Below are 21,313 nucleotides of genomic sequence, written 5' to 3' on the forward strand. Positions count from 1 at the left end.
GGCCTGGGCTCGAGGGGTGGGTGAAGGCGGGCACCAGCGTGTCCGCGCTGGGCATCTGCCTGGGGATGATGGTGACGACGCCGCGCTACCTGTCCGCGCTGGCGGCGGGCGAGCACACGCTGCTGGGGCTGGATGGGATGTCCGCTGGCGGCGTGCCGGTGCGCGCGCTGGTCGTCACCTGGGCGCTGGTCCTGCTGTTCGTCAACCTGGGCGACCTGTCGGAGCTGTTCGCCCTCTCCAGCATCGCGGTGCTGATGCAGTACGGCGTCACCTCGGCCGCGCTGGCCGCGCTGGCCTGGCGGCGTGAGCGGGGGCTGCGTCCGCTTCACGCCCTGCTGGCGGTGCCCACGCTGGGGCTGGGGCTGACGTTGGTGGCCTTCGGCGCCAGCCCGCGTGAAGGCGTCACCATGGTCCTCACCACCGTCGCGGGACTGGTGCTGCTGCGGCTGTCGCGGCCCCGGGCCTCCGAGCCGCCCGCGGCGCTGCGCAGCGAACCGCTGTAACGCGCGAAGCCGCCGCCTCCCCATGTCGCGGGAGGACGGCGGCCTCTCTTCCGTTCCTAGAACTGGCTCCAGAGGTACTGGTTGGTGATCTCGTGGTGGAACACGATCTCCGAGTACTTCACGCGGTTGCCCAGCTGCTTCGGGCTGCGCTCGGCCGTGGACGTCTTGAGCTCGGCGAACTTGCTCTGCACGCTCTCACCCAGGATGGACGACACGAACTGGCTGCCCTTGAAGAGGCGGATGGCGTCGAAGATGTTGTCCGGCAGGAAGCGGGTGCGGCTGCGCTTGGTCTCAGCGTCCTCCTGCGGCTGCGGGCCCTCCAGGCCAGTGCGCAGCAGGGTGTAGAGCACCAGGTACGGGTTGGCGTCCGGCGCCACCGAGCGGCACTCGACGCGCGCGCTGCGCTCGTTGCCGAAGGGGATGCGCACCATCGCGCCGCGGTTGTTGGCGCTGGCCTTGATTTGATTGGGCGCCTCGTAGTGCGGGTCCAGGCGGCGGTACGCGTTCACGCTGGAGTTGAGCGTGAGGCAGATGTCGTTCGCGTTGTTGAGGATGCGGTCGATGAACTCCCAGCCCATGGGGCTGAGGCCGTCCTGGCCGTCCTTGTCGTAGAAGAGGTTCTTCCCGCCCTTGGACAGCGACATGTTCACGTGCATGCCGTTGCCGTTGACGCCCGTCACCGGCTTCGGGAGGAAGCTGGCGGTGCAGTCCAGCTGCGCGGCCACCTGGCGGCTGAGCAGCTTGTAGAGCTGAATCTGGTCGGCCGCGATGAGGGCCTCGCTGTACGAGAAGTTGATCTCGAACTGGCTGGGCGCCACCTCGGGGTGGTCCTTCTCGTTCTGGAAGCCCATGGCGCGCTGGGCCTCGGCCACCTTGTCGATGAACGTGCGCAGCACGTCGCCGGGCAGCGAGTGGTAGTAGCCGCCGATGGAGATGAAGTCGAAGCGGCCCGTCTCGTGGTAGTGGCGCTCGGCGTCGCGGCCCTTGAAGAGGAAGCCCTCGATTTCGGGCGCCGCGTGGAACACCGTGCCGTCCTTCTGGTACATCGACTCGGTGAGCTGCTTCAGCTTGCCGCGCAGGTCGGCGTGGTACGGCGAGCCGTCACGCTCCAGGACCTCGCTGAACACCAGCACCTTGCCCGGCCCGAAGATGTCCGAGGGCAGCCAGTAGAAGGCGCCCCAGTCGATGTTCAGCCGCAGGTCGCTCTCCTGCTGCGCGGAGAAGCCCCGGATGGAGGAGCCATCGAACGTCAGGTTGTCGGCGCTCTTGATGAGGAACTTCTTGTCGTAGTCCAGCATGTGCAGCCGACCCTCGAGGTCGGTGAAGCACACGGTGACCGCCTTGATGGCGCGTTCCTTCGTCAGGTAGTCGATGCGCTCGTCACGGAGCTTCTCAGGCGCGATGTGCTTGAGACGCTGCTCCTTGACCTTGAGGTTGCGCTCTTCCAACTCGTCGTAGGGAATTTCCAAGAACGTCCGTAGCCCTTTCGCGTCCATTGTCCGTACCTCCCAAGCCGGGTTCCTCGCCGTCGGTGCGGCGGAAGGAATCCGTGGACGCAGGTATTTACACTTGGGGAGATGAAATCAAGTCTAAATCTGCCGACCTGAAGTATAAAATCTTTGCGCTGAAACCTTCAAGCTCGCCTGCTGACACTCAAGCCTACCATGGACGCTCCCGGACTGATGGCCGGTGGACACTGGAGTGGGCGTTTTTATTGCGGTGCGTCACGCTTCAGCGGCCGAGCCACATGGCCACCTGGGCGCCCACGAGCTTCAACATGAACCCGAGCGGGTAGCTTGGGTAGCTCGGCACGTCGGTTGGCAAGGTGACGCTCGCGGACTTGAACTTCGTCTGGACGCGCGCCTCCACGGGCGGGGCGGGCTGCTGGAGCCGGGCGCGGTACACCGACACCCAGTGGGGGCCGCGGTCGAAGCCCAGGAACATGGCCGTGTTGCAGCAGGTGGCGACGACGCGGTGGGAGACGGACTTCTCCTGGAGCTTGTGGGGGCGCAGCAGCTCGGCGCCCTTCTCGCAGCGGACGCGGTCCTTCCGGTAGAGCACGTACTCCGTCCCGCCGTCGGGCGACAGCACGGGGCGCGCATCCGGCAGCGCCTCGATGCGGCGGGCGCCTTCCTGGCAGTCATCGCAGTAACAGGCGGTGGTCATGATGGGCTCGCCACGCGCTTCGACCTCCACGCTTCCGCACGCGCACCGGACGGTGGTGACCTTCTTGGGCGGCTTCGACATCGGCGACTCCGGGGTAGGGGGGCGCCCTGGCTATGCCTCCACGGGTGGGCCCACGCAACCGGGTAGGATGCCTCCATGAGCTCGATGTGGGTCCTGGAGACGCCCGCGCCCGCCGCGGACGCGCGCATCCCGTATGGAACGGAGTCCCACCAGTTCGGCGACCTGCGTGTCCCCCATGGCCCCGGGCCGCATCCGGTGGTGGTCGTGGTGCACGGAGGCTTCTGGCGCGCGAAGTACGGGCTGGAGCATGCCGGCCACCTGTGCGCGGACCTGACCCGGCGCGGCTTCGCGACGTGGAGCCTGGAGTACCGGCGCGTGGGGCACGAAGGCGGCGGCTGGCCCGGTACGCTGGAGGACGTGGCGCGGGGCACCGACTTCCTGCGCACGCTCGCGCGGGCGCATGCGCTGGACCTCTCGCGCGTCGTGGCGCTCGGCCATTCGGCGGGAGGGCACCTGGTGGCGTGGCTGGGAGCCAGGCACCGGCTGCGGCCCGGTGATGCGCTTCACGGCGAGGCGCCGTTGTCCCTGCGCGGCGTGGTGCCGCTGGCGGGTGTGGTGGACCTGCCGCGAGCGTTCGCGCACCGGCTGGGGGACGGCATCGTGGAGACGTTTCTGGGTGGCACGCCGTCCACGGTGCCGGAGCGCTACCGCACGGCCTCGCCCGCGGCGCTCCAGCCGCTCGGGGTGCCGCAGGTGCTCGTCCATGGAGCGGAGGACGACACCGTGCCCGCATCGATGAGCGAGGACTTCTGCGCGCGCGGCCGTGCGCTTGGGGACGACGTCCGCTGCGTCACCTTGCCTGGCGCGGGGCACTTCGAGGTCATCGACCCGCGCTCGCGGGAATGGCCCCAGGTCGTGGCCGCGGTGCAGGCCTTGATGTGAGGCTTTGGCTGCGAAGTCGCCCGCTTGGTTCTTCACAGGTCAAGATTCGACAGGGTAGGTTCGTTTTGAAGAGAAGTCCTTTTGAGGGGGCATCATGGGCGTCGTCTATCTATTGCTCTACATCGCGGGAGGGGGGCTGCTGACCCTGGGGGTGTCCCACTTCCTTGATGATGTGATGGCGGGCGAGCCGCTGTGGAGCGCGGGGCGTCTGCTGGCCATCGGGGCGTTCCTCATTTGTCTCGCGGGGGTGCTGCACGCGTTCGTCGCGCGGCGCCGCGACCCGAGGGGGGCGCCAGCGGCATTGCCCAGGATGAGGGCTCGCTCGTTCGTCCTGGCGGGCGCCCTGTGGGCCGTGCCCATCCTCGTGGGGTGGGTTCAGTTCGAGCGCTTCGTCGACCCCATCCGGATGATGCCGCAGCTCACGGTGCTGGGCGGCCTCTTCCTGGTGTTCTGTGTGTGCACCCACGTCATGGCGAACCTGCGCGCCCGCGTGGTGGCGACGACCATGGCGGTGGCGTGTGTCGGCCTGCCGCTGGGGTTGTTGGGGGCCGCGCTCCCCATCCGCCACTTCAACCATCACCTCAGTGATGTGATGACGCTCCAGATGGACCCCATCACCCACGCGGACTGGAGCGTCACGAGCCGTCGTGATGGCGTGGACATGCCCCCGGCGCCGCTGGATCCGCACGAGAGCCTGCTGGCGGTGGCGGCCGCGATTGGAGATGCCCGTCCCATCGACGTGGAGGCCGAAATCGCCGCGGGGCGCATGCGGCAACTCGAGGACGGGACCTACGTCATCGTGAATCCAGACGGCTCGGAGTCAGGCCTGGCCGACGCGAAGGCGTTCGACCAGCAGCTCGACGAAGCGGACGCGGCCGACAAGCGCCGCGCCGCCGAGGCACAGGCGGCGCGCGTGGCGGCGTGGGAGCGGGAGCTGCGCCAGCGCAAGCTGGGCGGCCGGCTCTTCACCCGGGCTCCGGCTGACTGAACCTCGCCGGACGCGCGGCGTGGCGCCCGGCGAGGTCCGCGTCCGGCTGACGCGCTCAGAAGCCTCGCTGCGCGCCGCCGTCCACCGCGATGGACTGACCGGTGATGTACGACGCCTGCTCGGAGGAGAGGAACGCCGTGAGCGCGGCCAGCTCCTCCGGGCGGCCCAGCCGCCGCGCGGGAATCTGCGGCGCCACCTTCTCGTCCGTCAGCCCGAGCTGCTGCATGCGCTCGGTGGCGTGGTAGCCCGGCAGCACCGCGTTCAGCGTGACACCGTGCTGCGCCACCTCGTTGCTCACCGTCTTCACCAGCCCGAGCAGGCCCGCGCGCAGGCCGTTGGAGATGGTCAGGTTGTTCATCGCCTCGCGCGCGGCCAGCGACGTCACCAGGACGATGCGGCCCCACTGGCGCTCCTTCATCCCCGGGAGCACCGCCTGGATGCTATCCACCGCGGCCATCCACAGGCTCTGGAAGCCGAGCTGCCACTGCTCCGCCGTCAGCGACTCGAAGCCGCCCGCTGGCGGCCCGCCCGTGTTCACCACGAGGACGTCCACGCCGCCCAGCTTCGCGGTGACAGCCTCCACCAGCGCCTTCGCCGCCCCGGGCTGCGTCAAGTCACACGGCACCGCGAGCGCGGCGCCCAGCGTCTTCGCGGCCCGCTCCAGCTTCTCGCCACCGCGCGAGCAGATGGCCACCGTGGCGCCTTCCTTCACCAGCGCCTCCGCGATGGCGTAGCCCAGCCCCGCGGACGCGCCCATCACCAGCGCGCGCCTACCCTTCAGTCCGAAATCCATCCGCGTGCTCCTTCATGAATGGCGCCAGCCGGCTCCGGATGAGCTCCGCCGCGCGCGTCAGGTCCACGTCTTCCGCCCGCGCCAGGCCCTCGCTCAGCTCGGAGACGATGCCGTCCGTCAGCGCGCCCACCTGATAGGCCAGCCGGTACGGCACGCGGCTGAAGCTCACCAGGGAGTAGCGGCTGACGAACGCGTCCGGGAAGGCGTTGAGCAGCACCTTCTCCACGGCCTTGCGCAACTGGAAGCGCGGGTCGCCGGCGCTGTCGCGCATCTCGACGAAGTTCTCCACCGCCATGTCGGCGATGGCGTCCGCGTTCGTCTTGCGCAGGCGCTCGAAGTCCGTGAAGACCTGCTCCCAGCCTGCGCCCTGGCCCAGCAGTCGGTCCAGGACGACGCAGTCCTCGAAGCCGCAGTTCATCCCCTGGCCGAAGAAGGGGACGATGGCGTGCGCCGCGTCGCCCAGCAGCAGCGTCTGCCCGCCCGCGTGCCAGGGCGCGCCCTTCACCGTCACCATGCTGCCCGTGGGGCGCGAGAAGAACGCCTCCACCAGGTCCGGGATGAGCGCCTTCGCGTCCGGGAATTGCGCGTCGAAGAACGCCTCCAGCTTCGCGGGCGTGTCCAGGGACGCGAAGCTCACCGGCCCCTGCCAGGGCAGGAACAGCGTGCAGGTGAAGCTGCCGTCCTCGTTGGGCAGCGCAATCAACATGAACGTGCCGCGAGGCCAGATGTGGAGCGCGTGCTTCTCCATCTGGAACGCGCCGCCGGGGCCCGCCGGAATCGTCAGCTCCTTGTACCCGTGGCCGAGCTGCTCCTGCGTCCCCTGGAAGTCCGGCCGCTGCTCCAACGCCTGACGGATGGCGGAGGCGGAGCCGTCCGTGCCGAACACCACGCGGCCGGGCTCCTGGCGCACCTCGCCGGTCGCATCGTCGTGCACCGTGAGCGCGCCCGAGCCGAAGTCCACCGCGGTCACCCGCTGCTTGAAGCGGATGTTCACCTTGCCGGTGGCCTCCGCCGCCGTCATGAGGAAGGCGTTGAGCCACGCGCGCGACAGCGAGTTGATGTGCTGCGAGTCATCCTTGCCGTAGGGCTGGTAGACGCACTCGCCCCGGGGCGGGTGAATCATCCGCCCGCGCATCGGGATGGCGTGCTTCAGCGCCTCGTCCTCCAGGCCCACCTGCCGCAGCGCATGGAGCCCGCGCGTGGAGATGGCCAGGTTGATGGAGCGCCCCGCGTCGACCAATTCGCGCCGCATGTCCGGGCGCCGCTCCAGCAGCTCCACGGCGTGGCCCCGGCGCGCCAGGTAGATGGACAGCAGCGCGCCCACCAGCCCCGCGCCCACCACGGTGACGGTGTCCTTGCGCGCCTCACTCACGGGCGTGGCCCTCCAGCGTCTTCACGAAGCGGTACACGTCCGTGAAGGAGTTGTAGAGCGGCGCGGGCGCGGCGCGGATGATGTCCGGCTTGCGGAAGTCGCAGATGACGCCCGCGTCGCCCAGCCGCTTCAGCAGGCCCTGGGGCTCGCCCCTGAAGCGCAGGGAGAGCTGGGCGCCGCGCTGCTTCACGTCCCGGGGCGTGGTGATGCGCACGAAGCCCTCGGGCAGCTTGTCCAGCAGGAACTCCATGAAGCCGGTGAGCCGCTCGCTCTTGGCGCGCAGCGCCGCCATGCCGGCCTGGTCGAACAGCTCCAGGGACGCGCGCAGCGCCGCGAGCTGGAAGATGGGCGGGTTGGAGAGCTGCCACCCCTCCGCGCCCGGCAGCGCGCTGAAGGTGGGCCCCATCTGGAAGCGCGTCTGCTTGTCGTGGCCCCACCAGCCCTCGAAGCGGGGGAGGTCCTTCGTGTTCGCGTGCCGCTCGTGGACGAACACGCCGCCCAGCGCACCCGGGCCCGCGTTGAGGTACTTGTACGAGCACCACACCGCGAAGTCCGGCCCGTCGTCGTGCAGCGACAGCTTCAGGTTGCCCGCGCCGTGCGCCAGGTCGAAGCCGACGAAGCAGCCCTTGGCGTGCGCGGCCTTCGTAATCGCGGCCAGGTCGAACGCCTGCCCGGTGAGGTAGTTCACGCTGCCCAGCATCACCAGCGCCACCTCGTGGCCGTGCTGCTCCAGCGTGGCGAGGATGTCCTCGGTGCGCAGCGTCTCCTCACCCGCGCGAGGCTTCAGCTCCAGCACGGCCTCGCGCGCGTCGTAGCCGTGGAAGCGCACCTGCGAGGCGACGGCGTACTGGTCCGACGGGAAGGCGCCGGCCTCCACCAGGATTTTGAAGCGCTGCTTCGTGGGCCGGTAGAACGACACCATCATCAGGTGCAGGTTCACCGACAGGGTGTTCATCACCACGACTTCCAGGGGCCTGGCGCCCACCAGCCGCGCCGCCTGCTCGGTGACGAGCTCGTGGTAGTGCAGCCACGGGTGGCGGCCCTGGTGGTGGCCCTCCACGCCCAGCCGCGCCCAGTCCTCCAGCTCCTCCTGGATGTAGCGCGCGGCGTTGCGCGGCTGGAGGCCCAGCGAGTTGCCCGCCAGGTACACCACCGGCTCGCCGTCCGGACCGGGTGGGAAGTGGAACGCGTCGCGCAAGCCGCGCAGCGCGTCCTCGGCGTCCAGCTTCCGCGCGAAGGCCTCGGAGTCCTCGAAGGGGTACGGCGTCGTCATGGTGCGAAGTCCTCGGGGGCGCGTCCCAGCCAGTCGAAGGCGTTGCGCCAGAGCAGCCGCTCACGCGCGGCGGGCTCCAGCTCGGTGAGGGACTCGATGAGCGTGCCCGGGCGGTCCTCGCCCAGGGGGAAGGGGTAGTCACTGCCGAGCGCCACCTTGTCCTGGCCGAAGAGCCGGACGATGTAGCGCAGCGCGTCCGCGTCATGGACCAGCGAGTCCACCCAGAAGCGACCCAGGTAGTCCCGGGGCGGCACCTTGTTGTCCACGGCCACCAGGTCCGGCCGCGCCTCGAAGCCGTGCTGAATCCGGCCGAGTGTGTGGGGGAACGCGCCGCCGCCGTGCGCGAAGGCGAAGCGCAGCTTGGGCAGCCGCTCCAGCACTCCGCCGAAGAGGATGGAGCAGATGGCCAGCGACACCTCGGCCGGCATGCCCACCAGCCACGGCAGCCAGTACTTCTGCATCTTCGCCTCGCCCATCATGTCCCACGGGTGGACGAAGACGGACGCGCCCAGTTCGCTGGCGGCCTCGAAGAAGGGGAACAGCGCCGGGTCGGACAGGTTCCAGTCGTTGACGTGCGAGCCAATCTGCACGCCCGCGAGCCCCAGCTCCTTCACGCAGCGCTCCAGCTCGCGCACCGCCAGCTCTGGGGACTGGAGCGGCACCGTGCCCAGGCCCACGAAGCGCTTGGGGTGCGCGTGCACCACGGAGGCGAGGTGGTCGTTGAGGAAGCGCGCCAGGTCCGCGCCGTGCTCCGGCTTCGTCCAGTAGCCGAACATCACGGGGATGGTGGACAGCACCTGGACGTGGACGCCGGCCGCGTCGCACTCCTCCATGCGCTTCACCGGGTCCCAGCAGTTGCTCTCGATTTCGCGGAAGAACTTGCCGTCATCCCGGAGCATGCGCGCGCGGCAGGGCGCGTGGTGGTCCAGGGTGATGAAGCCGCCGTAGCCGTAGCGCTCGGCGAAGCGCGGCAGGTGGGCGGGGAGGAGGTGCGTGTGGATGTCGACCTTCAACGGGCGGGGCCTCCCTTGACCACCTTCGTCCCGCACTTCTTGCAGGTGCAGTTGTCGGGGTTGCCGTAGAAGTGCTCGAAGATGGGCGGCAGCTGCGTCACCAGGTTGGTGACGTGGACGAACTCCTCATAGAGCTTCTCGCCGCACCGCGGGCACAGCCACATGAAGCCGTCCATTTCCTTCGGCTGGCGGCGGCGCTCCAGCACCAGCCCCACCGTGCCCGCGGGGCGCTGCGGCGAGTGCGGCACGTTGGGCGGCAGCAGGAAGATTTCTCCTTCCTGGATGGGGATGTCCTGCACCTGGCCCTCGTCGATGACCCGCAGGTTCATCGTGCCCTCGAGCTGGTAGAAGAACTCCTCGCCCTCGTTGATGTGGAAGTCCGTGCGCGCGTTGGGCCCGCCGACGACGGTGACCATGAAGTCGCGGTCCTCCCACACCTGCTGGTTGCCCACGGGGGGCTTGAGCAGGTGGCGGTGCTCGTCAATCCACTTCTTGAAGTTGATGGGAGTCAGGCGGCCCATTCATTCACCTCCGATGGTGGCGATGCACTTGAGCTCGATGGCAATCGGCGTGGGCAGCCGGTTGATTTCAAGCGTGGTGCGGCACGGCGGGTTGTCCTTGAAGTACTCCGCCCACAGCCGGTTGTAGGTGGGGAAGTCCTTCTTCATGTCGGTGAGGTACACCGTCACGTCCACCAGCTTGTCCCAGGACGAGCCCGCGTCCTCCAGGATGTAGCGGACGTTGCGGAACACGGAGTGGCACTGCGCCTCGATGTCGTACGAGACGATGTGGCCCTCCGCGTCCAGCTCCACGCCGGGAATCTTCTTCGTGCCGCGCTCGCGCGGGCCCACGCCGGACAGGAACAGGAGGTTGCCCACGCGCCGGGCGTGGGGGTACAGGCCCACCGGCTCGGGGGCCTTCTGCGAATCGACTCGCGCGCTGTCACTGCTCACGGCGTGCTCCTCACGTGGGGGCTAGGGGGGCTCACAGCTTGATGCAGACGTTCTTCGGCTCGGTGAAGAAGCGCAGCGCGTCCCAGCCGCCCTCGCGTCCCACGCCCGAGTCCTTCACGCCGCCAAAGGGCGTGCGCAAGTCGCGCAGCATCCACGTATTCACCCAGACGATGCCGCTGTGGAGCCGCGAGGCGAAGCGGTGCGCGCGCTTCACGTCCTGGGTCCACACGCTGGCCGCCAGGCCGTACTTCGTGGAGTTGGCCCACGCCAGCACCTCGTCCTCCGAGTCGAAGGGCATGATGCTGGCCACCGGGCCGAAAATCTCTTCCTGGTTGGTGCGGCAGTCCGCGTCCAGGCCTTCAATGAGGGTGGGCTCCACGAACCAGCCGTCGCGGCAGCGTCCGGGCACGCTGGCGCGCTGCCCGCCGGTGAGCACGCGCCCGCCCTCCTGCTTCGCGAGGCTCACGTAGCCCAGCACCTTGTCGAAGTGCTGCTGCGACACCAGCGCGCCCTGGTCCGTGCCCGCCTCCAGCGGGTCACCCACCTTGAGCGCGCGCGTTCGCGTGACGAGCGCCTCCTTGAAGCGCTCGTAGAGGGGCCGCTGCACGAAGATGCGCGGGCCGCAGAGGCAGATTTGCCCCTGGTTGGAGAAGGACGAGCGCAGCGTGGTGGCCAGCGCCTCGTCGAAGTCGCAGTCCGCGAAGATGACGTTGGGATTCTTCCCGCCCATCTCCAGCGACAACTTCTTGAACGCGGGCGCGGCCACGCGGGCAATCTCCGCGCCGGTGCGGGTGCTGCCGGTGAAGGAGATGGCGCTGATGTCCGGGTGCTCGCTCATCGCGGCGCCCACCTTGGGGCCCAGGCCGTGCACCAGGTTGAGCACGCCGGGCGGCAGGCCCACGTCGCGGCAGACCTGGGCCAGCAGGTACGCCGTCATCGGCGTGACCTCGGATGGCTTGGCCACCACGCAGTTCCCCATGGCGAGCGCCGGGGCAATCTTCCACGTCAGCAGGTACAGCGGCAGGTTCCAGGGGGAGATGCAGCCCACCACGCCCAGCGGCGCGCGCAGGGTGTAGTTGAGGGCCACGTCGTCCGTCTGGTGCGCCTCGCTGGAGAACTGCGTCACCGCGTCCGCGAAGAACTCGAAGTTGAGGATGCTGCGCGGGATGTCCACCGTGGCGGCGACCGACAGCGGCTTGCCGGTGTCGATGGACTCCGCGCGGGCGAAGCCGTCCAGGCGGCTCCGGATGCCGTCCGCGAGACGGCGCAGCATGCGCGAGCGCTCGGTGGCTGGGGTGGCGGCCCAGGCAGGGAAGGCCCGCGCTGCGGCCTCCACCGCGTGCTGGACGTCGGACGCGTCGGAGTCCGGGACGTGGGCGTACGTCCTGGCAGTGGCGGGCTCGGGCTTGTCCAGCCACCCGCCGCCGCGCGCGGGCAGCAGCTCACCGCCGATGTAGTTGAGCACCTTCTCCATGGCCGAGCCCTCCGGTAGCGCCTGCCCACGGACCCGGCGGCGGTGAACCCCGCCAGCCCTGTGGAAGGGCGCGCAATGTACGCCGCCCCTCCGTGCCTCACCAGCACCACGCGCGCCCGCAGTCCACTGTCATGGAATCGTGGCCGCCCGCCCGGAAGGCCCGCGCAATGCCGCACTGCGCGAACGCGCGAGGACCGCCAGCGTCGCCAAGGGGTGAAGCTGCTGTCAGTGCGCCGGGTGGGGCACACGCAGTCCGCCTCGGGGGACCCGGTCCTCGCGGCCCGCGCGTCCCAACGCCCAGCCCGCGGCGATGAGCAGCGCGCCGAAGACGAGGAAGCCCACATCCCACGCGAGCTGGTCCGGCCCGGGCTTCACGTGGTGCAGATCGAAGAGCTGGTGGTCGAGGATGCCCTCGACGACGTTGAAGAAGCCCCAGCCCGCCAGCATGGCGCCCGCGAAGGTCCGGGTGGACCACGGCACGTCGGAGCGCTGCCCCGCGCGCCACAGGACCCACACGCCCGCGAGCGTCACCACCCAGGTGAGCGCGTGGAAGAGGCCATCCCAGAACATGTTCACCTTGATGCTGACCACGTCATCGGGCGGCAGCGGTGTGGAGAGCATGTGGTGCCACTGGAGAATCTGGTGCAGGAGGATGCCATCGACGAAGCCGCCCAGGCCCACGCCCAGCAGCAGTCCCGCGAGCACGAGCGGGCCGCGATTCCGGCCACTCACCGGGAGCGCTCCCGCCCCTGTCTCCGTGCGCGCTGCTTCACCGGCGCGGGGGCAGGGACTTCTCGCGTGGCGAAATACAGCGCGCTCACGATGAGCAGGAGGATGAGGAAGGGGTGGAATGTGAGCAACAGCCGGCCCCAGAAGTGCTCATCGAAAATGGCGGCCACCACGTCGGGGCGGCAGGTGGGGCATGCGGAGGCCGCGGTGGTCGTCAGCAGCCCGGTGGTGAAGCCCGTGAGAATGCCTCGCTTCATGTGTCGCCCTCCCCTGGGTGGGCGGGAAGCTCACCACCCCGCCAGGACGCGGCAAGCCACGAGGCCGCCCGGCAGCCCCGCCTGCCGGGGCGGATGGATGTTCGCGGGGCAGCCACGCTCGAGCCGCTCGGCTATAAGGCGGCACCTGGAGGAGACATCCATGTCGCGGAAAGTGGCGCTCATCACCGGAGCTTCGGCGGGTTTGGGAGAGCAGTTCGCACACCTGTTCGCGAAGGATGGACACGACGTCATCCTGGTCGCGCGCAGCGCGCCGCGGCTGGAGGCGCTGGCGGTGAAGCTGGAGCAGGCCCATGGGGTGAAGGCACACGTCTTCCCATCGGACCTGAGTCGGCCGGAGGCTCCCGAGCAGCTCTTCGAGGCCGTGCGCGCGAAGGGGCTGGCGGTGGAGTTCCTGGTGAACAACGCGGGCTTCGGTTCGTGTGGCCCCTTCCTGGAGCAGGACCTGGCGCGCGAGGCGGAGATGGTGGAGGTCAACTGCACCGCCCTCCTGAAGCTGTCGCACCTGTTCGCGCGGCCCATGCGGGAGCGGGGCAGCGGGCGCATCCTCAACGTCGCCTCCACCGCGGCCTTCCAGCCCGGGCCCTTCATGGCCACGTACTTCGCGACCAAGGCCTTCGTGGTGTCCCTGTCGGAGGCGCTGGCGCACGAGCTGAAGGGCACGGGCGTGACGGTGACGTGCCACTGCCCGGGCGCCACGCACACGGAGTTCACCCAGCGCGCCGGCAACGGCCAGACGCGGCTATTCCAGCGGCCGGGCGTGGCCAGGGCGGAGGACGTGGCCGCCCATGCCTACGCGATGATGCTGCGCGGCCGGGTGCTCTCCATCCACGGACTGCTCAACTGGGTGGGGGCGTTGGGCGTGCGCTTCAGCCCGCGCGTGGCGGTGCGAGCGCTCGCGGCCAGCCTCAACCAGCAGGGCTGAGGCTGGCGTCCACTGCGGCGCGCGTCAGTTGTACGTCGCGGAGAGGACGATGGACACGTTGGTGACGTTCCAGTTGTCATTGTTGCTGTCGTCCCGGATGCGGCCCAGCGCCAGCTCGGCGCCGATGCCCAGGCCCCAGTTCTTGCTGACCCACCACTCCTTGCCGATGCCCAGGTGCAGGCCGCCGCCCAGGTCCGTCTCCGCGACATTCTCGCCCTGCTCGGTGATGGAGAGCTGGGTGTAGCTGATGGCGCCGGACAGGTAGATGTTGGCGGGCATGAAGTAATAGGTGACGCCCAGGCCCACCGCGCCGAAGTTCTGGCTCCACTCCTCGTTCGCGTTGTCGACGGAGAGGTCACCCACCTGGATGCTCGGGTTGGGTGCGCCGGCGCCGTAGAGCTTGCCGTAGAGGATGAAGTTGTTGAAGAGCGCGAAGCCGATTTCGGCGTTGATGTTGGCGCTGGCGCCCTTCACCGCGACCTCGGGCGAGAAGTCGGCCGCCGTGGCTCGCAGGTGGCCGCCGCCCACCTGCAGGCGCAGGTAGAAACCGTCGTGGACGTGCTCGTCGTATTCCTGGGCGTTCGCGGCGGTGGCGGTGAAGAGCAGGGCCGCGATGATGCTGGGGTAGCGCATGAGAACAGCTCCTTGGGAGAATCCCACCCGGCCGGGGGTTGCCGCGCTATGTAGCACGGCGCGCTGGACGTCCGCGTCCACCCCGGTCCGGGTTCGCGGCGCTTGCGCGTCCGCGTCCGGGTGCCGGAAGCTCCGCGCCACCACCCGGGCGGTGCGCCATCCTGGCGTGGCCGGAAAGACGAAGAGAGGGACGGGGATGACCGCGACCGTGGACCACGAGGCACTGGCACATATCCTGGACTCGGCCAGGCTGGAGCGCCGCGAGGTGGCGCCCCTCACCCGCGAGCAGCCCACGCTGAGCGTGCCGGAGGCCTACGCCATCCAGGAGGCGGGAATCCGGCTGCGCCTGTCCCACGGCGAGCGCGTGGTGGGCTTGAAGATGGGCCTCACCTCCGAGGCCAAGCGCAAGCAGATGAACCTGGACTCGCCCGTGTACGGCGTGCTCACGGACCGGATGCAGGTGCCCGCCGACGGCGTGATTCAGCTGTCGCGGGGCGTCCACCCCAAAATCGAGCCGGAGATTGCCTTCCGCACCGCCCGCGAGCTGCGCGGCACGGTGACGCGCGACGAGGTGCTGGACGCCTGCGAGTCCGTGTTCGCGGCGATGGAAATCCTCGACTCGCGCTACCGCGACTTCAAGTACTTCTCCCTGCCGGACGTGGTGGCGGACAACGCGTCCTCCTCGCTGTTCGTGCTGGGCACCACCGAGCATCCCCCGCGCGCGCTGGACCTCACGCGGCTGGAGATGACGATGTCGGTGAATGGCGAACCCGTCCAATCCGCCCGCTCGGATGCCATCTCGGGGGACCCCGTCATCTCCGTCATCCAGCTGTGTGAGCTGCTGGCCCAGCGCGGCCAGGTGTTGCCCGCGGGGAGCATCGTGCTCGCGGGCGCCGCCACCGCCGCGCACATGCTGCGCCCGGGGGACCGGGTGCAGCTCACGGTGGAAGGGCTGGGCATCGTGGCGGTGTCCGCCGAGTAGCGCCCGGCGCTACTCGGCGAGCGGAGCGCCCGCCGCTTCCATCGCCGGATGCGGCGCGCGCGTGGATGACAGGCGCTGGAGCAGGTGCCACGCGAGCTCCCGCGCCTGTCCTCGAATCTCGGGGACGGCCGTCGTCTCCCACAGCTCGCCCCGGCGCGGCGGGCCCAGCGTGTAGAGGCGTCCGGAGGCGCGTCCGCCCGCGTCCAGCAGCGCGCCGTCCGCGTCCGTGGCCAGCCCCATGCCCAGGGCGTCCGAGCGCGCGCGCCCTGTCTCCACCAACCCCCCGAGCACTGGATGGCCGCGCGTCATGCTGCCCTCCGGCCCCGTGCAGTTGATGACGTGCTGGACGCGCAGCACCTCCTCTGCGCCTTGGCCCCGCCGCCGCACGCGGACCGCCACGCCGGACGCCTCCAGCGCGAAGCCCTGGATGCGCGCCGCATGGAGCGTCAGCCGGCCCTCGCGTCGCAGCCGCTCCACCTTCTCGCCGATGCCAGGCGCCATCCGGTGCCGGTGCACGTCCCAGTACGCGCGCAGGTGCCGGAGGAAGCGCCGCCGCTCGCCCACCGGCAACCGCCGCCATAGCGGTATCGACACGGGCCGCAGCGCGTCCACCACCGCCCGCCAGTCCGCGCCCGCCTCCTCCGCGCGCCGCACCTCCCGGCGCAAGAGGTGGAGGATGGCGCGGATGCGCACGGGGCGCGTGCCCGCCGCGCTCACGTCGCCGCGCCCGCGCCGCACCTCCTGGCGCAGGGCCCGTAGCGCCTCCCGGAGCCCGGGCGAGGCATAGGCCGTGGCGCCCGCCTGGAGTGTCTCGTGGTGCACGTGGGGCAACAGGCCGTGCCGGGACAGCGCATGGAGGTGCCCCTGGTGTCCCTGCTCCACCAGCGACAGCACGGTGTCCACCATGGTGAGCCCCGTGCCGATGAGCAGCACGTCGTCGGTGGCGGCCACGCCCCGGAGCGCAGCTTGCGCCCAGGGGGAGCGGTGATAACGGCGGCTGGCGTACAGCTCGCCGTCGGGCACGCGCGGGTTGGCGGGCAGCGCATTGCCCAGGGCCAGCACCACGGTCCGGGCCTCCAGCTGGTCCCCGCTCGCCAGCGCGACGCGCACCGTGCCGTCGTCCGTCTCCTCGACCGAGGCGACGTCGCGGGTCACCACTTCCAGGTGCACGCCCGGCGCGGCCTGGGCGCGTGCCTCGCGCAGCACCGACTCCAGGTAGCGGCCATAACGCTGGCGGGAGATGAACGCGCCGGGCGCCGTGTCGGGCAGCTCACGGCGCACCCAGCGCAGGAAGTGCTCCGGGTCGTCCGCGAAGGCCCCCATCCGCGCCGCTGGCACGTTCAGCAGGTGACACGGGCTCGTCGTCGAATACGCCAGCCCCAGGCCCGCCCGCGCGCTCCGCTCCACCAAGGCCACGTGGAGCGGCCCCCGCGCGCTCCTCAGGAGGTGCACGGCCAGCAGCGTGCCGCTGGCGCCTCCCCCCACGATGGCCACGTCCCAACACCCCAGTGCTCGCACGCACCCATCGTAGGTCCTGGCACGCCCGCTGGCATCCGTTGGAGGTGGCCGGGTGTCCAGGCGCCGGACCTGGATGCCCGGCGCTCCTCCCTGGGCAGGGTGCCGCTTCGTGCTCACATTGCCTCGCACACGCGGGGGAACATCATGCGCGCGCCCATCATCGACCAGCGTGAGCACGGCGCCGTGGCGCGGGCGCTGCTCGGCTGGCCATTGCCGGAACAGACAGAGGACGTCGTCTCCCTGGTGTGGCTGGTGGAGCGGCTGCGCTCCAGCAAGCTCGATTGGGGACTGCTGGACAAGCTGGTGCGCTTCGAGCCCTCGGGCTACTCGCGGCAGACGCTTGCCCGGACGCCCGCGTGCGAGCTGCTGCTCGTCTCCTGGCTCCCCGGGCAGGCGTCCCGCGTCCATGACCATGGCGGCTCCGGGGGCGCCTCCTGGCTGGTGCGGGGCCTGCTGCGGGAGACGCGCTTCGCGTGGGCGGGGGACCGGCTGGTGCCCCAGGTCATCGTGGGGGCGAGCGAGGGCGACCTCCTGCTGGAGTTCCCGGACACCATCCACCGCATCGACAATGCGTCCCGCCGCGGGGCGGTGTCCCTGCACCTCTACGCGCCGCCGATGCAGGGGATGACGCCATACGATGCGAGCCTGGCGCCGGAGTCGCTCAAGCCACCGCGTCCGCCTGCTGCGGAGCGCGAGGCGCCTGGGCGAAGGCGCCGGCCACGGGCAACGTGACGCGGAAGATGCTGCCCCGCTCCGGGGCGCTCTCCACCGTCAGGGTGCCGCCCAGCGACGTCACGATGCCATGGCACACCGCCAGCCCCAGGCCCGTGCCCACGCCCAGGGGCTTGGTGGTGAAGAACGGGTCGAAGATGCGCTCGCGGTGCTCGGGGGAGATGCCGCAGCCGGTGTCGCGCACCTCCACCGCCACCCGGCCGGCCTTCGCCTCGAGGGCGACGACGTGGACCTCGTTCTTCTCCACCTCGCCGGGGACGATGGACTGCGCCGCGTTGAGCAGCAGGTTGAGGAACACCTGCCCCAGCCGCGCGCCGTTGCCCTGGACCGGCGGCAGGCCCTCACACTCCACCACCAGCCGCGCGCGGTGCCGCAGCTCGTGCATGGCCATCTTCGCCGCCGTGCGCACCACCGAGGCCAGGTCCGACGGGCCCGTGCCCACGTCCTCCGCGCGTGACAGCGTCTGCAAGTCACGGACGATGAGGCGGATGCGCTCGGCGCCGTCGCGCGTCTCCGCCAGCGCCTCCAGCACCTCCTGCCGGTCCTGCTCGGAGAGGTGCTCCTTCTGCTGCAGCTCCTGGTGGATGTACTCCAGGTTGCTGAGGATGAAGGCCAGCGGGTTGTTGATTTCGTGCCCCACGCCCGCGGCGATGCGGCCCAGCGCAATCAGCCGGTCGGCGAACAGCAGCTGCGCCTGGGTGGCGCGCAGCTGCTCCAGGCTGCGGGACAGCTTGACGTTGGCCGCCTCCAACGCCGCGGTCCGCTCACGGACCGTCTCCTCCAGCAGCGCCGCCTCCCGTGTGGAGGGCCGCGGCGCGCGAAGCCGCGCGCCATTCATGGCAGGGGCCTGGAGCGTGTCGAAGGCCCGCCGCAGCGTTCCGCGCCGCTGCGCCACCGCGGACATCAGCATCACCCTCGCTCGCAGCGTCATCGCGTCCGGCTCCAGCGGTGTGGTGTCTGTTCGTGGAAGAGCCACGAGTCGCGACAGACCCGCGTAGTCAACACTGTCATGGCGGTCAGGGGCAAGGGACGGAAGGGGGGTGACAGCGTGCGCCGCAGGACGGAGACGGTGTGTTCCAACCGAGCACCCGCTGCTTCAGTCGGGGCACGTGCCGCAGTCCGCCTGGCAGCTTCCCGCCGCGACGCCGCTGCCGCAACGCTCGGTGAACTGACAGACGCCATCTCCGCAGCGGTGGATGTCGCGCGGCTGCAGGCGCGTCGTGAGCGGCTGGAAGGCGCGTCCGTTGTACGTGCAGGTTTCGTAGTAGGGCGTTTCGCCGGTGGAGGGCGGGTTCTTCTTGCCCGCGTCCCAGTCAAAGGGGAGGGCGTCGGTGGCGGCGCGTTGGCAGAGCGACTCGCAGGTGCCCGTGTGGATGATGGGCAGGCAGTCCGCCTGGGCGGGGTTCGAGGCAAGGCCGCAGGCGCGCACGCTGCTCTCGTCCTCGCGCAGGTAGCCGCGGTCCGTGGCGGCGAAGACGCCGGTGCCGTCGAAGAGGTTGCCGAAGAAGCACGCCTCCCGCTCGCTGAACGTCGACAGCTCCTGCTCCGTGTACGACAGGGCGCCGCCCCGCGCGTTGCGGCCCAGCACGGAGATGGCGACGGAGAGCCCGAACTTGTTCGCGTGGGCCGCCAGGCAGGCGGAGACAATCTCCTCCTCCTGGGGCGTCGCCGGTGCGCCCGTGGCCCAGTTGTGTGCCAGACCCAGGCCTCCTTCCCAGGTGTACTTCACCCCCGTCACCGGGTGAGTGTACTTGCGCTGCTGATTCTCCTTCGCCGCGCACCGGATGATGTAACGCATGATTTCATCGGCTTGGATGGGGTCCTGGTTGAACCAGTTGGAGAACCCAGCCGAGGAGAGCCCGGTGGTTGACAAGCCATTGGTGGATAGTCCGTTGGTTGAAAGGCCGTTGGTTGATAAGCCATTGGTCGACAATCCGTTGCCTGATTCGGCCGCCGTGCGGGCTTCGGACAGCGTCCAGGTATCACCCTCGGGTTCCGCTGGACCACATGCCCCGCCTCCGAATCCCAGCGCCAGGCTCAACAGCCCCCCGGCGATGCGCGGCCGGCGTAGGTGTTTCAGGCAGGGATTGATTTGGATTCCAGACAGAGACGCTGGCATGAAATGCATGGCTCTCCCCCGTTTCAGGGAGCGAGCAATGCCAGCTCCCCGGATGCCATCAACTCCAGCTCCCACGAACTAAAACACTGTCGCTGATGGATGAAGCCAGTGTGACGGTGTTCAAGTCGTGAGAAAATATGGCTCGGCGGGAAAATTCGGGTAGGGGTCTGCCCGGAGACACCTGGTGTGTGTCATGGGCGACGACGGCGCTCCTACTTGCTCGCAAGGTGATAGCGGATACGGGCTTTCCGCCAGCTAATCGCTTTCGTCGAACTCCAACGCGAGCGATGCGGCCGGCGTGAGCGCGAAGCCATCCGCGGTGCGCAGGCGCCAGGTGCCCACGTCGGTGACGGGGCCTCCCACGACCTCGGACTCCGAGGCGTCGCCACGCGTCTCCGCCTGGCCCAGGTGGAGGCAGAGGTGGACGCGGGCATTCACCGGGTCCGCCAGCTTCTGCGCCATGTCCTGGAGCACCCGCAGCGTGCGCTCCGCCTCGCGCAGGTACTCGGTGCGCTCGGTGGTGGGGGCGCCGTGGTCCAGCGGGTGCACGGCCAGCAGGGAGGTGCCGGACTGGAGCGCCAGCAGGAAGCCGCCGCCGCGCAGGCCCTGCTCCAGCCCATCCAGCACGTCCGCGAGCACCGCGTACACGGCGTCGTCATCCTGGGCGGAGGCGGCGAGCACGACTTCGGCGTGGACGGCGAGCGCCAGCCGCGTGCGGCGCGTGGGCTGGACGGGCTCCTCGGCCGCTTCGCTGAGCGCGGCGAGGAAGGCCGTCACGCTGCCGAAGCGGCGGCCGCCGTCCTTCTCCAGGCAGCGCAGCACCACCGCGTCCACCGCCGGGGACACCGCGGCGATGGCGCTGGGCCGGGGCGCGGGCGCCTCCAGGTGCAGCCGCTCCAGCTCCATCCGGTCCTCGCACTGGAAGGGATAGCGGCCGGTGATGAGCTGATGCAGCAGCACGCCCAGCGCGTAGATGTCCGTGTGCGGGCCAATGGGGCCGCCGCGGAACTGCTCGGGCGCCATGGCGTGCGCGGTGCCCAGCCGCTGGCCGGCGATGGTGAGCCCTTCCTGCGAAGGCTCGGCGTGCAGCAGCTTGGCGATGCCGAAGTCCAGCAGCTTCACCCGGGGGTGCTCGCCTTCCTCCACGACGAGGATGTTGCTGGCCTTCAAGTCGCGGTGGACGACGCCCGCACGGTGCGCGGCCTCCAGCGCGCCGCAGACGGGCTCCAGGTACGCGCGCGCGCGCGTCGACGACAGCCGGCCGCGCTCCAGCACCACCTGGCTGAGCGTGCGGCCGGTGAGCAGCTCCATGACGTAGTAGGGGCTGCCGTCCGGCATCAGCCCGAAGTCATAGACATCCACGATGTTGGGGTGGCGAATCTGGTTCACCACGCGCGCCTCGCGCACGAAGCGCTTGAGCATCTCCCCCTGGTCCGCCAGGTGCGGGTGGAGGACCTTCACCGCGGCCCGCCGGCCCAGGATGCGGTGCTCCGCCTCGTACACGCTGCCGTGCCCACCCGAGGCGAGCAGCGCCTTGAGGACGTACTCCCCGGCCAGCGTGCCCGGGCCTTGCTGGGCACGCGAAGGGTCGCTCTGGGACCGCTCGGATGCATGCAGGTCCGCGCGGGCCTGGATGCGAAAGGTGCTCTCGGAGTCCGCCGCCATGGGGTGCCTCATCCTTACACCTTTCCCCAGGGAGTCTGCGCTGACGCCGGATTGAATTCCCGCCGCGCCGCGGCATCGCGGTGTGCGCGTTGGCCACCCACCGGGGAGGACGTGGGCGCGTCCCGCGGGGTGTTCGCTGGCGGAAGGTCTGCTGCCCTGGAGTCGGGGGGGATTGGACGGAGGGGCCCTGGCACTGATGGGATTCAGGGGGCGTGACGCTTCGTACGGGGAGAACGG

General features: G+C 70.0%; 21 protein-coding genes and 1 pseudogene. 6 read left to right on the plus strand and 16 right to left on the minus strand.

The annotated features are described in order from the left end of the window. A pseudogene (locus tag HV824_RS27845) lies at window positions 1–503 on the plus strand (APC family permease); the annotation flags it as partial. Between the two features lie 56 nt (window positions 504–559). Here HV824_RS27845 and HV824_RS27850 read toward each other — a convergent pair. Continuing rightward, window positions 560–1,999, minus strand: coding sequence for a glutamine synthetase family protein (locus HV824_RS27850; RefSeq protein ID WP_176410931.1), 1,440 nt, complete (start codon window positions 1,997–1,999; stop codon window positions 560–562). A gap of 235 nt (window positions 2,000–2,234) precedes the next feature. Beyond that, entirely contained in the window at window positions 2,235–2,750 is a 516-nt protein-coding gene (locus HV824_RS27855) for a GFA family protein (protein WP_176424633.1), read from the minus strand. A 75-nt stretch (window positions 2,751–2,825) separates the two neighbouring features. On the opposite strand from HV824_RS27855, the gene HV824_RS27860 reads away from it, so the two are divergent. Next, on the plus strand, window positions 2,826–3,632 hold the full coding sequence (locus tag HV824_RS27860) for a S9 family peptidase (protein WP_176424634.1): 807 nt from the start codon (window positions 2,826–2,828) through the stop codon (window positions 3,630–3,632). A gap of 94 nt (window positions 3,633–3,726) precedes the next feature. After that, window positions 3,727–4,620, plus strand: a complete 894-nt coding sequence (locus HV824_RS27865; RefSeq protein WP_176424635.1) for a hypothetical protein — start codon at window positions 3,727–3,729, stop codon at window positions 4,618–4,620. A 55-nt stretch (window positions 4,621–4,675) separates the two neighbouring features. On the opposite strand, the gene HV824_RS27870 is transcribed toward HV824_RS27865, so the two are convergent. The 9 genes from HV824_RS27870 to HV824_RS27910 form a co-directional block, all read right to left on the minus strand. After that, the gene (locus tag HV824_RS27870; RefSeq protein ID WP_176424636.1) at window positions 4,676–5,413 is read right to left on the minus strand and encodes an SDR family oxidoreductase; all 738 of its coding nucleotides are present in this window, start codon (window positions 5,411–5,413) and stop codon (window positions 4,676–4,678) included. Further along, window positions 5,391–6,785, minus strand: coding sequence for an NAD(P)/FAD-dependent oxidoreductase (locus HV824_RS27875; RefSeq protein WP_176424637.1), 1,395 nt, complete (start codon window positions 6,783–6,785; stop codon window positions 5,391–5,393). Before HV824_RS27875 ends, HV824_RS27870 begins: the two co-directional genes overlap by 23 nt. Then, window positions 6,778–8,058 (minus strand): kynureninase, encoded by a 1,281-nt coding sequence (gene kynU, locus HV824_RS27880; RefSeq protein ID WP_176424638.1) that lies wholly within the window; start codon window positions 8,056–8,058, stop codon window positions 6,778–6,780. The genes HV824_RS27875 and kynU overlap by 8 nt, the downstream gene beginning before the upstream one ends. Next, window positions 8,055–9,071, minus strand: coding sequence for an amidohydrolase family protein (locus HV824_RS27885; protein ID WP_176424639.1), 1,017 nt, complete (start codon window positions 9,069–9,071; stop codon window positions 8,055–8,057). The genes kynU and HV824_RS27885 overlap by 4 nt, the downstream gene beginning before the upstream one ends. Continuing rightward, window positions 9,068–9,592: a 3-hydroxyanthranilate 3,4-dioxygenase gene (gene nbaC, locus HV824_RS27890; protein WP_163777775.1), complete on the minus strand. Its 525-nt coding sequence runs from the start codon at window positions 9,590–9,592 to the stop codon at window positions 9,068–9,070. Before nbaC ends, HV824_RS27885 begins: the two co-directional genes overlap by 4 nt. Further along, window positions 9,593–10,024, minus strand: coding sequence for a RidA family protein (locus tag HV824_RS27895; RefSeq protein WP_176416804.1), 432 nt, complete (start codon window positions 10,022–10,024; stop codon window positions 9,593–9,595). Window positions 10,025–10,055: 31 nt separating this feature from the next. After that, window positions 10,056–11,498: an aldehyde dehydrogenase gene (locus HV824_RS27900; RefSeq protein ID WP_176416805.1), complete on the minus strand. Its 1,443-nt coding sequence runs from the start codon at window positions 11,496–11,498 to the stop codon at window positions 10,056–10,058. 225 nt (window positions 11,499–11,723) lie between these two features. Next, a complete protein-coding gene (locus tag HV824_RS27905) occupies window positions 11,724–12,230 on the minus strand; it encodes a DUF2243 domain-containing protein (protein ID WP_176416806.1) in 507 nt (168 codons plus the stop codon). Continuing rightward, window positions 12,227–12,484, minus strand: a complete 258-nt coding sequence (locus HV824_RS27910; protein ID WP_176416807.1) for a hypothetical protein — start codon at window positions 12,482–12,484, stop codon at window positions 12,227–12,229. The genes HV824_RS27905 and HV824_RS27910 overlap by 4 nt, the downstream gene beginning before the upstream one ends. Window positions 12,485–12,644: 160 nt before the next feature. Here HV824_RS27910 and HV824_RS27915 point away from each other — a divergent pair, with 160 nt between their 5' ends. After that, window positions 12,645–13,427: an SDR family oxidoreductase gene (locus HV824_RS27915; protein WP_176416808.1), complete on the plus strand. Its 783-nt coding sequence runs from the start codon at window positions 12,645–12,647 to the stop codon at window positions 13,425–13,427. Window positions 13,428–13,451: 24 nt separating this feature from the next. Here the strand turns inward: HV824_RS27915 and HV824_RS27920 are convergent, their stop codons facing one another. Beyond that, window positions 13,452–14,060 (minus strand): outer membrane beta-barrel protein, encoded by a 609-nt coding sequence (locus tag HV824_RS27920; RefSeq protein WP_176416809.1) that lies wholly within the window; start codon window positions 14,058–14,060, stop codon window positions 13,452–13,454. 196 nt (window positions 14,061–14,256) lie between these two features. Here HV824_RS27920 and HV824_RS27925 point away from each other — a divergent pair, with 196 nt between their 5' ends. Beyond that, window positions 14,257–15,042: a 2-keto-4-pentenoate hydratase gene (locus HV824_RS27925; protein ID WP_176416810.1), complete on the plus strand. Its 786-nt coding sequence runs from the start codon at window positions 14,257–14,259 to the stop codon at window positions 15,040–15,042. Between the two features lie 9 nt (window positions 15,043–15,051). Here HV824_RS27925 and HV824_RS27930 read toward each other — a convergent pair whose 3' ends face one another. Then, complete coding sequence (locus HV824_RS27930; RefSeq protein ID WP_368738113.1) at window positions 15,052–16,536, minus strand: FAD/NAD(P)-binding protein; 1,485 nt, start codon at window positions 16,534–16,536, stop codon at window positions 15,052–15,054. 168 nt (window positions 16,537–16,704) lie between these two features. Between HV824_RS27930 and HV824_RS27935 the strand changes: the two genes are divergently transcribed. After that, a complete protein-coding gene (locus tag HV824_RS27935) occupies window positions 16,705–17,292 on the plus strand; it encodes a cysteine dioxygenase family protein (RefSeq protein ID WP_176416812.1) in 588 nt (195 codons plus the stop codon). Here the strand turns inward: HV824_RS27935 and HV824_RS27940 are convergent. From HV824_RS27940 to HV824_RS27950, 3 genes are all read right to left on the minus strand, one after another. Continuing rightward, window positions 17,222–18,223 carry a sensor histidine kinase gene (locus tag HV824_RS27940; RefSeq protein ID WP_176424641.1) on the minus strand — a complete coding sequence of 334 codons (1,002 nt, stop codon included), beginning with the start codon at window positions 18,221–18,223 and terminating at the stop codon, window positions 17,222–17,224. The two genes, HV824_RS27935 and HV824_RS27940, sit on opposite strands and share 71 nt — an antisense overlap. A 165-nt stretch (window positions 18,224–18,388) precedes the next feature. After that, entirely contained in the window at window positions 18,389–19,090 is a 702-nt protein-coding gene (locus HV824_RS27945; protein WP_255208396.1) for a hypothetical protein, read from the minus strand. A 576-nt stretch (window positions 19,091–19,666) separates the two neighbouring features. After that, the gene (locus tag HV824_RS27950) at window positions 19,667–21,076 is read right to left on the minus strand and encodes a serine/threonine-protein kinase (RefSeq protein ID WP_176416815.1); all 1,410 of its coding nucleotides are present in this window, start codon (window positions 21,074–21,076) and stop codon (window positions 19,667–19,669) included. Window positions 21,077–21,313 lie beyond the last annotated feature (237 nt).

It is taken from the genome of Myxococcus sp. AM009 (genome assembly GCF_013372605.1).
Taxonomy (GTDB): domain Bacteria; phylum Myxococcota; class Myxococcia; order Myxococcales; family Myxococcaceae; genus Myxococcus; species Myxococcus vastator.

Coding starts and splice junctions, on each gene's coding strand:
- HV824_RS27850 (WP_176410931.1), bottom strand. CDS start 1,999: ATGGACGCGAAAGGGCTACGGACGTTCTTGGAAATTCCCTACGACGAG.
- HV824_RS27855 (WP_176424633.1), bottom strand. CDS start 2,750: ATGTCGAAGCCGCCCAAGAAGGTCACCACCGTCCGGTGCGCGTGCGGA.
- HV824_RS27860 (WP_176424634.1), top strand. CDS start 2,826: ATGAGCTCGATGTGGGTCCTGGAGACGCCCGCGCCCGCCGCGGACGCG.
- HV824_RS27865 (WP_176424635.1), top strand. CDS start 3,727: ATGGGCGTCGTCTATCTATTGCTCTACATCGCGGGAGGGGGGCTGCTG.
- HV824_RS27870 (WP_176424636.1), bottom strand. CDS start 5,413: ATGGATTTCGGACTGAAGGGTAGGCGCGCGCTGGTGATGGGCGCGTCC.
- kynU (WP_176424638.1), bottom strand. CDS start 8,058: ATGACGACGCCGTACCCCTTCGAGGACTCCGAGGCCTTCGCGCGGAAG.
- nbaC (WP_163777775.1), bottom strand. CDS start 9,592: ATGGGCCGCCTGACTCCCATCAACTTCAAGAAGTGGATTGACGAGCAC.
- HV824_RS27900 (WP_176416805.1), bottom strand. CDS start 11,498: ATGGAGAAGGTGCTCAACTACATCGGCGGTGAGCTGCTGCCCGCGCGC.
- HV824_RS27910 (WP_176416807.1), bottom strand. CDS start 12,484: ATGAAGCGAGGCATTCTCACGGGCTTCACCACCGGGCTGCTGACGACC.
- HV824_RS27915 (WP_176416808.1), top strand. CDS start 12,645: ATGTCGCGGAAAGTGGCGCTCATCACCGGAGCTTCGGCGGGTTTGGGA.
- HV824_RS27920 (WP_176416809.1), bottom strand. CDS start 14,060: ATGCGCTACCCCAGCATCATCGCGGCCCTGCTCTTCACCGCCACCGCC.
- HV824_RS27925 (WP_176416810.1), top strand. CDS start 14,257: ATGACCGCGACCGTGGACCACGAGGCACTGGCACATATCCTGGACTCG.
- HV824_RS27935 (WP_176416812.1), top strand. CDS start 16,705: ATGCGCGCGCCCATCATCGACCAGCGTGAGCACGGCGCCGTGGCGCGG.
- HV824_RS27940 (WP_176424641.1), bottom strand. CDS start 18,223: ATGACGCTGCGAGCGAGGGTGATGCTGATGTCCGCGGTGGCGCAGCGG.
- HV824_RS27945 (WP_255208396.1), bottom strand. CDS start 19,090: ATGCGTTACATCATCCGGTGCGCGGCGAAGGAGAATCAGCAGCGCAAG.
- HV824_RS27950 (WP_176416815.1), bottom strand. CDS start 21,076: ATGGCGGCGGACTCCGAGAGCACCTTTCGCATCCAGGCCCGCGCGGAC.